Consider the following 13,017-nt stretch of genomic DNA (forward strand, 5'->3'; position numbering starts at 1 on the left):
TGATTCAGCCGTAACCAGGAGAAAAGAATGCAAACCACGAATGACGCTATCAATTTGGCCCTGTCCAAAGCCATCGTAGATCAAGCCCCGGATGCCATCATCTTCGCTGATCCTAGCGGCAAGATCATAATTTGGAATAGCGGCGCAGAAAGAATCTTCGGCCACAAGGCGGCAGACGTCATGGGCGGCCCGCTGGATATCATCATCCCGGAACAACTGTCGCAGGGTCATCACAACGGCTTTAACCATGCGATGTCTTCCGGCGAGATGAAGTATGCCGACAAGGTACTGACTACGCGCTCCATGCACAAAGATGGCACTCGCATCTACGTCGATATGAGTTTCGGTTTTGTGCGTGATGAAGCAGGAAAAATTTTAGGTGCACTTGCTATTGCCAGAGACATCACCGAACGTCAGGCCAATGACAGAGCACAGCGTCTGCGCATCGCTGAACTGGAAAAAGCACTGCAGGAAAAATCTGGAACAGATGGCAAATAAGTTTTAGCGTCATCATAAAAACGGCAACCAGGCTATCAACCTTGTTGCCGTTTTTTGTTATTCAGCAAGAGACATCAAGCCTTGAACAGACGTTCCCTCACATGTTCTTCATGGAAGGCTGTATGCGACGGTTTGAGCAAATCGCTACGACTGATAACTCCTATCAATCGCTTCGACTCCTTATCTGCCAGCACCGGCAATCTCTCGACATGCTGGATCGCCATGCGCCGTCCTACGACCTGACAAGTTTCTGTCGGCAAGGCAAATTTCAACGGTACATTTTCAAACAAGACAGCAAGTGAGTGATCCTTGCTGTGCGCAGCAACCAGCGTCAGCAGCAATTCCCTGTCGAGCATGCCCAGCAATGCGCCCTGTTCATTCACAACCGGGAAGCTGCGATGCTTCTGATCCAGGTCAAAGTATTGCTGTGCGACCTCACGCAGAGTAAGGTTTGCGGCAATGCTGATCACTTCAGTTGACATCACTTCACTGACAAAAGCACGCTCTTGCGGATCAACACTGTATTCGCGATAGATATGCAAACCTCTACGCGCGATTTTCTCTGTCATGATCGAGCGTCGCATCACCAGCACGGTGAAGCCGTATGACACACCAGTCGCCAGCAACAAAGGCAGCAAGGCATTGAAGTCACCAGTCAAACCCAAGGCAAAGATCGCTGCAGTCAGCGGTGCACCCAACACGCCAGCCAACACTGCAGCCATGCACACCAACGGCCACAAAGTCGGATCGCTGCCTGGCACCAGATTCGCAATCACTGCACCCAAGCCCGCGCCCAACATTAGCAAAGGTGCCAGCACGCCACCAGATGTACCCGAACCGAGCGCGACCACCCAGATGATCATCTTGACCAGTAACAGAGACAAAGCGACTGATAACACAATATGATTGTTTAACAGATCAGAGATCACGTCATAGCCGACACCCAGCGCACGTGGCTGAAAGTAGCCGCCTATGCCGACTACTAATCCACCTATCGCCGGCCACCACATCCAATGCACTGGTAACTTGCCGAACAAGTCTTCGACGCGATACAAAGCCAGCGACATGGTTGCGGACAACATGCCACTCAGCAAACCCGCCACGATGCAAATCCCGAATGCGGTCAAGCCAACAGGTGCTGTATGAATCGGGAACAAAGGTCCGGAATCCAACAACAAGGGACGACAGAAAGCCGCCACTGCACAGGCCAGTATCACCGGCAACAAACTACGTGGTCGCCATTCAAACAAGAGCAATTCAACCGCCAACAAAACCGCGGCAACCGGCGTGCCGAACACAGCTGTCATACCGGCTGTAGCGCCCGCCACCAGCAAGGTTTTTCTTTCAGCCGCACTGATGGAAAAGTTTTGTGCGATCAGCGAACCGATGGCACCGCCCGTCATGATGATGGGACCTTCCGCACCGAAAGGACCGCCACTGCCGATCACGATGCCTGAGGTCAAAGGCTTGAGCACTGCGACCTTGGGGGACATCTGACTTTTACGAAACAGTATCGCTTCTATCGCTTCCGGGATGCCGTGACCACGCACTTTATCGGAGCCATAGCGTGCGATCAAACCCGCAATCAAACCACCGATCACCGGCAGCGCTATCACCCACACACCCAGTGTATTTGTCGCAGGCGAGCGATCCTCGAACGAGAATGTCTGGAAGAAGAAAAGATTGGTGAAGAAGTGTATCGAGTTAAGTAATACATAAGCAGCAACCGTACTGATCGCACCGATCACAATCGCGATGGCACACAGTAAGAGAACTCGTTTATCCGGAGAAAAATCACGTTGATGAGCACGCATGATCTTAAGCTGCGCCTTCACTGTCGTTGAAAGCGGAAATGCGCGCCACCTTGAACACATTGGATAAAGAGCGCAATTCATTGCGATGCAACTCAGCCAGGTGACGCAATTGCTTCTCGCCAACAGCCGTCAGTCGCACACACACCTGTCTCCTGTCCTCCACACCTGATGAGCGCGTCACAAGACCAGCTTTTTCACAGCGCGATATCAAGGCCACCGCGCCATGATGCTGAATCTGCAAGCGCTCTGCCAACTGCCCTATCGTCGCCCAGTCTTGTCCAGGAAAACCTTTGATGTGCAGCAACACAAGGTAATGCAGCGGCGTCAGGCCCGCACTCTGCGCAGCATCTTCACTGAACTTGAGAAAGCGGCGCAATTGATAACGAAATTCAGAAAGAGCTTCGTACTCAGCTTGTTCAAGGGATGCAGAATCCGACATGAAATGCGTCCAATACCAAAAGATCGAAAACACAAATCATATCATATTGTGATGTATTTCCTAAAATGGCCCAGACACTCCTGCTCTCGTCACAACAAACCCGCCACATGAATACCAGAATGTAAAAAACCCGACTATTGAGCCGGGTTTTATTGTCCGCCGATGCTTTATGAAAATTCACATGAACATCGAACTTACTCTGCCTTCGCGCCTGCTGCCTTGATGACTGGGTCCCATCGTTTAATTTCAGCCGCCGTGTGCTGACGCAAAGCTTCAGGCTTAAGCCGATCGCCCTGAGGAATGACGATACCCATTTCAGTGAAGCGCTTGATTAAATTGGGATCATTGAACGCATCGCGTATCGCCTTGTTCAGGCGCTCAACGACGGCAGGCGGCGTACCTTTAGGCGCATAAACGCCATGCCACACCGCAAGCTCAAAACCTGGCAGTCCTGACTCGTTGAATGTAGGAACTTCCGGCATGGTCGAAATACGCTCTTTCGTCGCCATTGCATAGGCTTTCAACATGCCCGACTTGATATAGGAACCTGTAGCGATCGGCTGGTCGCAGATCAAATCCACGTTGCCAGCGATCAGATCCTGCAAGGCTGGGCCTGTGCCGCGATAAGGAACCATCGTTACCGTTGTGCTGGCGGTCTGATTGAACAGCATGGCGCAAAGATGGGACGTGGCTCCTATACCTGCATGCGAGAACTTGACCTCTCCCGGCTTGCTCTTCATGTACTTGATCAGTTCAGTCACGGTGGTGGGCGCAAAGCTCTTGTTGCGCACCAGGATCATGGGTACATCACCGACCAGCGCAATCGGCTCCAGATCCTTGTTCACATCGAAAGGCAGTTTGCTGTACAAGGCGGGAGCCGTGGCGATACCCATGTTGTGCAGCAAGACGGTATAGCCGTCATTGGGCGCGCGTACTACCTTGCCGGTTCCTATGGTGCCACCAGCACCTCCTGCGCTATCCACGATTACCGGCTGCCCGAGGCTATGTGCCATGGATGCTGCAAGTATGCGTGCCAACGCATCGGTGGACCCGCCTGCCGCGTAGGGAACAATAATAGTGATAGGTTTAGTCGGAAATGCCATTGCCGTCGAAGCGATCACCAGCGTCGCGGCAAGAATAATTTTTTTCAGATTGCGCATTGTTGTCTCCAATATGTTTTAACAGCTCATGCCTTGGCTCTTCTAGGCACTCCTTATTGAGCCAAAGCACACAAACTTCAGTTCGGTGTACTCCTCCAATCCATGATGCGACCCCTCTCGCCCCAGACCTGATTGCTTGACGCCGCCAAACGGCACGACCTCACTGGAAATCAGCCCGGTGTTCACACCTACCATTCCTGACTCGATGGCTTCTGCAACACGAAAGCAACGCGTCACGTCTTGCGAGAAAAAGTAGCTGGCCAGTCCAAATTCCGTCGAATTGGCAAGTTCTATAACTTCTTGCTCTGTATCGAATCGGACTAGCGGTGCAACGGGGCCGAAGGTCTCCTCATGCATGCACAGCATTTGCTGTGTCACGTCCAAAAGCACCGTAGGCTCCATGAAGTAGCCGGCTCCTTCGATGGACTTGCCGCCTATGGCCACATGCGCTCCCTGCTCTACTGCATCGGCGATGTGCGACAAGGCTTTGCGCCGGGCTGCTTCATTGATCAATGGACCTTGCGTGACGCCTTCCATCAGACCGTAGCCAGACTTCAGCCCCTGCACACGCGCAACCAGCTTCGCGGCAAACGCGTCATAGACACCCGCTTGTATATACAAGCGATTGGCACAAACACAGGTTTGCCCGGCATTGCGAAATTTGGAGGTCATGGCAGCTTCGACGGCAGCATCAAGATCGGCATCATCAAAAACGATGAAGGGAGCATTTCCACCCAGCTCCAATCCCAGCTTCTTGATCGTCGGAGCACATTGCGCCATCAACAATTGACCGACACGCGTGGAGCCGGTAAAGCTGAGCATGCGGACTACTGACGACTCAGTTAGCACGCCACCAATTTCAGCAGCATCTCCAACTACGACGTTCAGCACGCCAGCTGGAATACCGGCCTCGTGAGCAAGTTCCACCAGCATGAGGGCGGTTAGCGGTGTCAGTTCGGATGGCTTGATGACCATCGTGCAGCCTGCCGCCAGCGCAGGTGCGGCCTTGCGCGTGACCATCGCCGCCGGGAAGTTCCATGGCGTAATGGCAGCACACACACCGACAGCTTCCCGCGTCACCATGTTCCGCTTGTCTTGCGACGTGGAGGGTATGGTTTCGCCGTAGATGCGCTTGGCTTCTTCCGCGAAGAACTTGACGAAGCTGGCGGCGTAGCCAACTTCGCCCAATGCTTCGGCAAGAGGTTTGCCTTGTTCCAGCACCATGGTGTGAGCGATGGCCGGCGCATGCGCTTCGATCAGATCGAACCAGCGCTCCAGCAGTTTGCTGCGCTCTGCTGCCGTCCGTGCTTTCCAGGAAGGCAGTGCCACACGCGCAGCCTCAATAGCTTCGACAGTGTGTGCGGCGGAGGCCATAGGCACGCGTGCCACCAACTCTCCTGTAGCAGGATTGTTCACAGCGATGATCCGACCGTCGCTATGGGACAAGGGACTGCCATTGATGACACCCCACCCGTACTTCTCGGACAGTGAAACAAGATTCAAGCGCATGATGACTTGCCAACGAACTTGTAGAGTTCGGTGTGATCTGCCTTGGGTCCCAAGGTCTGCGAAGCGTCGGCTGTCATGGCATTTACCTTCTGCGCCAAGTCCATCGGTAGTTGCATGGACTTGCCCAGCGCTGCTGCAATACCAACGTCCTTGGATTGCAAGGCCAGCGAGAACCCCGAGTTGAAGGCGTCATTCAGCATGAACTGATGCGCCTTGTTTTCGGTGGTGTTGTTCTTGCCAGTCGAAGCGTTGATGACATCAACAATGGTGTTCGCATCGATGCCGAATGCTGCACCAACGTGAATGGCTTCAGCGGTAGCGATCAGCGCTGCTGCAGACACGTAGTTGTTGAGCGCCTTCAAAGCATGGCCGGAGCCAACCGGACCGACATAAGTAATGGCTTTGCCCATCACTTCGAGTATCGGTTTTTGCTGTTCGAAAACAGCCGGGTCGCCACCTACCATGATGGCCAGCGTGCCATTGACGGCTTTCTTCACACCGCCGGAGACGGGTGCGTCGATCAGCGCAATGCCCCGCTCTTGCAAAGAAGCTGCCAACACTCTCGTTTTGATCGGATCAGCCGAGCTCATCTCGATGATGCAGCTGCCCGCTTTTAAATGCGGTGCCAGATCGCTCACCACCGCATCGACGATGTCGGAGTTCGGCAACATGGTGATAAGCACATCGCAATCCGCGAACGATGCATTGTTGTTGGCGACCACGGTACCTGAGTGTGAGGCAGCGAAATTTACTTCGACATCGTGGTTTGCATCTTTCACCACGAGTTGGTGGCCTGCTGCGTGCAGCAGATGGGCCATGGGCGTACCCATCATCCCCAGGCCAATAATTGCAATGCGACTCATGTTCGGCCCCTTGCTCAAATGTCCATCTCTTTAAACACTTCCGATGCGACACGGAAGGAGTCGATGGCTGCCGGCACACCACAGTAGATGGCTGCTTGCAGGAATACTTCCTTCACTTCGTCCTTGGTCAAACCGTTGTTGATGGCGCCGCGTACATGCAGCTTGAGTTCATGTGGACGATTGAGTGCTGTGATCATCGCGAGATTGAGGAAAGAACGAGTCTTGCGATCCAGCCCTGGGCGGTTCCACACATCGCCCCAGCAGTATTGGGTGACCAACTCTTGCATATCGATGTTGAAATCGGTTGCGTTCTTGATCGAAGTATCGACGTACGCGGCACCCAGCACCTCACGGCGGGTAGCCAAACCTTTATCGAAAAGTTCTTGGTTCTTTGGTGCGTATGGACGTGTCATGTAAGGCTCCTTGATTGAAATATGAGAATGAATGTTCGCTGCTACGTTTTGGAATATATCAGATTGTCTGACAATAATACATAATATTATCTACAATTAATCAAACGACTATCTGTTTGTGGGATAATGTTTCCCTGTAAGAATCTAGTGGGATTGCCTAATGAATCAGATGCTGCGTGTTCCGCGCGAAGAGACTTCCCTGCGTGAGAGAGCCACACAAACCCTGCGCAAAGCCATACTTGATGGGCACTTCGCCCCTGGGCAAAAGCTCTCCGAGCGGGAGCTTTGTGAAGACTTGGATGTAAGTCGCTCGTGTGTACGCGAGGCGCTGCAACACCTTCAGGCCGAAGGCTTGATCACCATTATTCCGCACCGTGGCCCAGAGGTCACCACCATCTCCGCGCAGGAAGTACGCGACATCTACGAGGTACGTGCCAATCTCGAAAGCCTTGCGGGTCGAAATTTTGCAAACAATGCCTCACCTGAACAGATCCAGGCATTGAGGGCGAAGTTGACGGAGTTGGCGGAACCGGATGTTGCGGAAGACAGATCAACCATGTTGACTGTGAAGAATCAGTTCTACGACATTCTTATCGAGGGCTGCGGCAATCTGGTAGCAGGTCAAATGCTCCAGCAACTCAATAATCGCGTGACGGTGCTAAGACGTATTTCCATGTCGCAGCCTGGCCGCTTCGCAAACACGCTTAAAGAGCTTGATGCCATCGTCACTGCCATTGAAAATCGCGATGGCGATACGGCAGCACGTCTGTGTGCCGAACACGTACAAAAGGCCGTGGACAATGTGCTGCGTAGCATGCAGGCGTGAATTATCGAAGCGACGAAAATTTAAGCAATCGCATTTCAAATTAAGCACCGTCGATTAATGCAATGTCCGCGTTCGATCCATAAAGGACACCATGGATAGCAAGACACTGACCGCCTACGATTTAGATGCAGCGTCTTACGCAGACGACTGGCTTGCGCAACCAGCACCTGAAGATATGTATGCGTTGCTTCAGCAGTACTTCTCGCAAGGTCCTACTGCGGATATTGGTTGTGGTGCTGGGAGAGATACTTCCTGGTTGAATAAGCACGGTTATCCTGCCATCGGATATGACGCTTCTTCTGGTTTATTGAACGAAGCACGCCAACGTTATCCCGACCTTACTTTTGCTTCCGCAACCCTGCCCGGCCTGAATGAGCTGGGCACTCAACAGTATCAAAATGTACGTGCGAAACAGTCATCATGCATCTAGAGCCGCAAGATATACCGGCAGCGACAAAACGTTTGCTCGACATATTGAAAATCGGCGGCATCTTGTACCTTAGCTGGCGTGTCACTCAGGGCACTACACAACGCGACAAACACGAACGTCTGTATGCCGCTTTCGATGAAGCATTGGTGTTAGATGCATGCGAAGGCCAAGACATTTTATTCAATCGTAAAGAGACTAGCTTGTCGTCGGCAAAGACTGTACAGCGCTTAATCGTAAAGAAAATAAAGCGCTGCTCGCTTTAAATTCAAGCATGAGAGTCTGCTTCTGGCCGAAAGGAATACTCAGCTTTCGACCAAAAGCAAATTAACGATGCAAGACTATTTACTTAGAAACGCACGCGCATGCCAGCGTATGCCGAGCGTCCCGGTTGCGGGAAACCGTAGGCAGTTGCGTAGTCACGATCAAACAAATTGTCTATGCCAACGTACAATTGCGTCTTCTTGTCGATGTCATAGCTCATACGTGTGTTAACTAGGACATACGAAGGCAATTCCGCAGAGCGCAGCGTACCGGTACGTGAATAGTAAGTCTGGTCAGTTACATACAGCAAGCTACCAAACCACGACAGCTTATCAGTCAGCGGTTGCCATGCATCCAGCGTCAGGCGATGACGCGGCAGGTATTGCAATGTGCGCGACTCTGCATTCACCAGATTCTTCGCGCTCAGGTAGGTATAACCTGCGCTGATTGTGCCCTTGCCAATTGCTGTGCGCGCCAATACTTCCAGACCGGTGTTACGGAAACGATCCTGATTCTGCTGAATACTGTTGCTGTCCGGCTGGATGAAATTACGGATCGCAGAATTGAATACTGTTGCATCTACCGTGGTCTGCGTACCCGCTTTCCAGACCACACCGATTTCAGCCGTGGTCGATTCTTCCATCTTCAGATTAGGATTGCCACGCGAGCTCTCATACAACTGCGTCAGGCTCGGCGCACGCGCCTTGCGTGACAGACCACCTTTGAGACGCCAAGCCGGATCGACGTCTATATAGCCACTCAAAGCAGCAATCGGAGCCGACTGATCACTGCCACCATCGTCACGACGCTGGCTTACCCAGCCTGCGCCAGCAGTGATGCCGCTGATGTCGTTAATCTTGTAGGCGGCCTCAGCACTGAAGGTATCAACATGAGTCTGCTGACTGAAATTGAGCGCACGGATGTTGAAGGTACCGGCACCACCACCGCCACCTCCGCCGCCCCCACCACCTCCCCCGCCACCGCCGCCACCAGCGGCGACGTCACGGATGCGGCCGTTTTCGCCATAGCTGTCGCGGCGAGTATCTACAGCAGCACTCAGCGTCAGGCGATCGGTCGCCAGATGTTCGACTTGCAGGTGATAACCGAGACTGCGGCTGTCTGATGTTTTATCAAAGCCACCACTAATCCGGTTGCTTTGCAAAAGCGCATAGTTGGAACCATCGAAACGACGTTCATCCTGACGCAACTGGCTCGCATAAATCCAGCCACGCAAACGGGTGCGATCAGTAATTGCCCAATCAGCGGAAAGCTGTGCTGACAGTTGTGAAATATTGTCGTAGCGCTCGTAACGCGGCACTTGCGCAAAGGCGTCAGTGCTTGGATAGATGCCCGGTGGTTTGCCCTGGCTACCATCGCCGGCATTGATGCCCAGACCTATTTTCAAATCGCGATTGACCTGATAGCCGAAGTTACCGGTGACGGTCATGCTATCCAGATCGCTGTTGCGACGTTTGCCACGTGGCTGCTCGGCAGTACCGGCGTAATCGGTGGACAAGCGGGTATCGCCATGTTCCTGATGATCGGCGGAGATGAACCAGTCCAGCGCACCAGCCTGGCCACCAACACTGGCGCTGACTGCGCGCGATGCATTGGTGCCAAAACGTGCATCAACATTCGCCGTCGTGTGATCTGCGTTACCGCGACGCGTAATGACGTTGATCACGCCAGCAGTGCCACCTTCACCATAGAGTACGGATGAAGTCGCACTGCGCACCACGATTTCATCGATTTGCGTCACAGGTATTAATGCAGGATTGAACTGGCCATCGGCATTCGAGTTAACCGGTATGCCGTTCACCAGCAATTTAATCTGACGTGTGCGTTGTCCGCGCATGTCGATGCGTGGCGAACCTTCACCGCCGGTGCGGATATTCAAGCCAGGTATCTGTGCCAGTGCTTCGTCCAGCGTACGTGCACCGCGACGCTCGATATCCTCGGCACTGATGCGCCAGACGGTAGTGGATTTTTCAGCGACGTCAGCTTGCTGGCTACCGGCAACTTCAATCTGGCCCAGTGTGTATGCTTCGTTATCGGCAAATGCCTGCGTGCCGAAGGCGCAACTAGCTAACCCTGCTATCAACAAGGAATGGCGTGCGGGTTTCTTCATAATGACTTTCTGGTTATAGCTGGTTGAATATAACGATAAATAAATACCAGCTCTGAAAAGGCTGGTACCGGAACTACTGGAAAAACAGGTTAATGACGACGCTTGCGGCTGCTACCCAAATAAAGCAGCAATCCCAGGAAGGCACCCACAGCACCGAACAGCGCATGGGTAGAAAGCGGATAGCCGATACCGTTGATGAGTGAACCGAACGCTATCTGGCCGGCACTCATGCTGTTGAAAATATTACGTGTCAATGGCGCGATCATATGTGTCAGGGCACCAACGACAGGCAGCCAGATGAAATAAGGCAGTAAGGAGCGTATGCGTGCATCAGGACGGAAAACCAGTGCATCGACGATGCAGCCCTGCAGGAAGTAAGTCAGCATCTGCGCAGATTTTCCATCCAGCCCGATGCCACCCGCATAAATACAAGCGGTGGTTGCGGCACCAAGGCCGACCACCATGCCCGCTGCTCCGCGGTTGGAAAGCAAACGTGCCAGTATCAACAGCGTAAACCATTCCATGCCGTGATAGCCAGGCATGCGCAGTGGAATACGGAACGATTGATGCAGCACCGCCGCCAGTGCACCAACGCCCAGCAAAAGTATCAGTTCAAGTGCGAGCGGATATTTATCAGCCTGCTCGCGGGTACCCGGCCAGCTAAAAGCGCTTGACGTAGTTTTTGGAAGCTGCACGCCATCCGTTGAAATCGTTTTCATCTGCTTTCTCCACTAATAAAGTTGCTTGCCCCTGCAAGAAAACCGCGCGCGGCCATTCACCCAGATCGATGCGATCCTCTGCGGCGATCACTACCTCAGGTCCCTGCTTGCTTTGTACGGTCACACCCGTTGCCTGCTCAAGTGCACCTGCCGTCCATAGTTCGCAAGACAGACCGCGCAGTTGCTTGAGCCAGAGGAAGCGACCATCACATCCACTTGCATTCAGTCCCACCGCCGCGAGCGCACCTATCACGCCGCCATGCGTTCCAGTCAGCCCGGCCATGTCTATCTCATATCCGACGATCAGCTTGCGTGCGTCGGCTTGCTCCAGCACCTGCTCCTTGGCTGCACGTCCGAACTGCTGGACGACCTCAGGCAAATCCTTGCGCTGTACCAGCACGGTGCCGGCATCCGAACCTTCTGCGCTTTCTTCCAGCAGGTAGCGACAGGTGTAATCAAAGACCGTTTGACGATCGACTATCGATTGCAGAACCAGACAGGCCGAGCTGTTGTGCGAGGTATAAGGAATGCGCGGATCAACCAGCAACTGATGACGCGTGATGGCCTTGACCTCGGCGATGCCAGCCTCTGCCATGCGCAGGGCCAACTGCCGCGCGAGAAAACCGGTGCCGCGCGATGTCAGGTTGTCGGTGTCATCGATGGCCAGCAGCCAATCGTTCTCATGCGGCGGCGACCAGCGTTTGCCTATCGCATCCAGCGCGCGCCAATGCGCTTCATTGATCGGGTCTGCGCCGTATGCTTTCATCTTTGGTTTACCTGAAAAAGTCGATATGGTACATAACGACATATCGATTGCGCAATACCCAAACGAAAATAACGCTACGTAACTGTTGTCTATACGCAATAGCGTGCGCGGAAAATCTCTACGCAATTGGTGGTGGCGACGGACTAAAAGCGATGCTGTAGCGACTTATTGCCGCGGCCGGCCAAACTGGGAACAGCTATGCCGATCAACAGAGGGCTGAGTTTTGGAAAGACGAGTTCATCTTGAGAATCACGAGAGCGCTGAACAAAGGCAATCGTCTGTTCAGCGGATTCTGTGTTGAGTATGGTGGGATATGAGCGATACAGCTGTCAGGTGGAATAGCGCGCTTTGCACTGCGCAAAGTTAATCTTTTTCCGCTTCTGCCATCGAAGCCAGTTGCACCAATCGCGCCAGCTCTATCGATGCAGCCGTGTTAATACGCGCCTCCAAAGCTGAATAGGTAGAAAGTATGTCGTCCCCGAGTTCAGTAAGACGAGCCCCTCCCCCTCCTTTTCCGCCTTTGACTGTTGCAACGACTGGTTTGCCAAATCCCTGATTCAAGGATTCAATAACGAGCCATGCATTTTTATATTGCATACCAAGGGCACGCGCCGCTGCGGATATCGAATTCAACTCAGAGATTTTTCTAAGGAGCTCAATTTTTCCTGGGCCGATAGAAATTGAATTACCTATAAAAATACCGGGGCGAATAATCGCAACTTCGTCCCTACGCTTACGACCAGGCTTTGCATCCGATACATCAGCGATGTCTGATTTGTTTGCCTGCTTTAGCTTGGATTGCATTTTTTAATATGAGGTTTTCAGAGCGTCCATTGTATTTGCACTTGATTAGGAATGGAAATGACTATCGGCCTATGGAAACAACTTTTAACCTAGCGCTGACATCCACTTTCGACTCAAAGCGGATATTCGAAATAATTTAAGTGACCTCTTCAGATTGCAAATTTATCATCACATCTTTAATATATCCGCACTCCATAATCATGGCCCTGCTGTTGGCCGGTTGCAGATATTCCAGAGCTGTCACACACAGAAGTTACCGAAAGTCTGGTTAAGTCAAATCTGCGCTCAGCCCAAGCTTCTTCAGCACGAAAGCGCCGCGGCCAGCCACTGATGGCGAGTCATCTTCGGCGAAGCGGCGAACTAAAACGAGGACTGGAATTCCGGGCA

The 13,017-nt window shown here is 52.8% G+C and carries 12 protein-coding genes and 1 pseudogene; 3 read left to right on the forward strand and 10 right to left on the reverse strand.

What is annotated here, in order from left to right:
• Positions 1 to 27: 27 nt before the first annotated feature.
• On the forward strand, positions 28 to 498 hold the full coding sequence (locus BQ6873_RS03710) for a PAS domain-containing protein (RefSeq protein ID WP_076591447.1): 471 nt from the start codon (positions 28 to 30) through the stop codon (positions 496 to 498).
• A gap of 74 nt (positions 499 to 572) precedes the next feature.
• Here BQ6873_RS03710 and BQ6873_RS03715 read toward each other — a convergent pair whose 3' ends face one another.
• The 6 genes from BQ6873_RS03715 to pcaC all read right to left on the reverse strand — a co-directional run bounded on the left by BQ6873_RS03715 (position 573) and on the right by pcaC (position 6,696).
• Positions 573 to 2,312: a chloride channel protein gene (locus tag BQ6873_RS03715; protein ID WP_076591448.1), complete on the reverse strand. Its 1,740-nt coding sequence runs from the start codon at positions 2,310 to 2,312 to the stop codon at positions 573 to 575.
• Between the two features lie 4 nt (positions 2,313 to 2,316).
• Positions 2,317 to 2,751: a MarR family winged helix-turn-helix transcriptional regulator gene (locus tag BQ6873_RS03720; protein WP_076591449.1), complete on the reverse strand. Its 435-nt coding sequence runs from the start codon at positions 2,749 to 2,751 to the stop codon at positions 2,317 to 2,319.
• A 194-nt stretch (positions 2,752 to 2,945) separates the two neighbouring features.
• Entirely contained in the window at positions 2,946 to 3,923 is a 978-nt protein-coding gene (locus tag BQ6873_RS03725) for a tripartite tricarboxylate transporter substrate-binding protein (RefSeq protein WP_157889114.1), read from the reverse strand.
• A gap of 30 nt (positions 3,924 to 3,953) precedes the next feature.
• The gene (locus BQ6873_RS03730; protein WP_076591451.1) at positions 3,954 to 5,420 is read right to left on the reverse strand and encodes an NAD-dependent succinate-semialdehyde dehydrogenase; all 1,467 of its coding nucleotides are present in this window, start codon (positions 5,418 to 5,420) and stop codon (positions 3,954 to 3,956) included.
• A complete protein-coding gene (locus BQ6873_RS03735) occupies positions 5,411 to 6,283 on the reverse strand; it encodes an NAD(P)-dependent oxidoreductase (RefSeq protein WP_076591452.1) in 873 nt (290 codons plus the stop codon). The genes BQ6873_RS03730 and BQ6873_RS03735 overlap by 10 nt, the downstream gene beginning before the upstream one ends.
• 14 nt (positions 6,284 to 6,297) lie before the next feature.
• Positions 6,298 to 6,696, reverse strand: a complete 399-nt coding sequence (pcaC, locus tag BQ6873_RS03740; protein WP_076591453.1) for a 4-carboxymuconolactone decarboxylase — start codon at positions 6,694 to 6,696, stop codon at positions 6,298 to 6,300.
• Positions 6,697 to 6,856: 160 nt separating this feature from the next.
• On the opposite strand from pcaC, the gene BQ6873_RS03745 reads away from it, so the two are divergent.
• Both BQ6873_RS03745 and BQ6873_RS03750 read left to right on the forward strand, forming a co-directional pair.
• Positions 6,857 to 7,522: a GntR family transcriptional regulator gene (locus BQ6873_RS03745; protein WP_076591454.1), complete on the forward strand. Its 666-nt coding sequence runs from the start codon at positions 6,857 to 6,859 to the stop codon at positions 7,520 to 7,522.
• A gap of 91 nt (positions 7,523 to 7,613) precedes the next feature.
• A pseudogene (locus BQ6873_RS03750) lies at positions 7,614 to 8,215 on the forward strand (class I SAM-dependent methyltransferase).
• 83 nt (positions 8,216 to 8,298) lie between these two features.
• On the opposite strand, the gene BQ6873_RS03755 reads toward BQ6873_RS03750, so the two are convergent.
• From BQ6873_RS03755 to BQ6873_RS03770, 4 genes are all read right to left on the reverse strand, one after another.
• Complete coding sequence (locus BQ6873_RS03755; protein WP_076591455.1) at positions 8,299 to 10,341, reverse strand: TonB-dependent receptor; 2,043 nt, start codon at positions 10,339 to 10,341, stop codon at positions 8,299 to 8,301.
• Between the two features lie 89 nt (positions 10,342 to 10,430).
• The gene (locus tag BQ6873_RS03760) at positions 10,431 to 11,060 is read right to left on the reverse strand and encodes a hypothetical protein (protein ID WP_076591456.1); all 630 of its coding nucleotides are present in this window, start codon (positions 11,058 to 11,060) and stop codon (positions 10,431 to 10,433) included.
• Positions 11,002 to 11,826, reverse strand: coding sequence for a hypothetical protein (locus tag BQ6873_RS03765; RefSeq protein ID WP_083664374.1), 825 nt, complete (start codon positions 11,824 to 11,826; stop codon positions 11,002 to 11,004). Before BQ6873_RS03765 ends, BQ6873_RS03760 begins: the two co-directional genes overlap by 59 nt.
• A 363-nt stretch (positions 11,827 to 12,189) precedes the next feature.
• On the reverse strand, positions 12,190 to 12,630 hold the full coding sequence (locus BQ6873_RS03770; RefSeq protein ID WP_083664375.1) for a winged helix-turn-helix domain-containing protein: 441 nt from the start codon (positions 12,628 to 12,630) through the stop codon (positions 12,190 to 12,192).
• Positions 12,631 to 13,017: the final 387 nt, after the last annotated feature.

Origin of the sequence: Herminiimonas arsenitoxidans, from assembly GCF_900130075.1 — a bacterium.
GTDB classification, from domain to species: Bacteria; Pseudomonadota; Gammaproteobacteria; order Burkholderiales; family Burkholderiaceae_D; genus Oxalicibacterium; species Oxalicibacterium arsenitoxidans.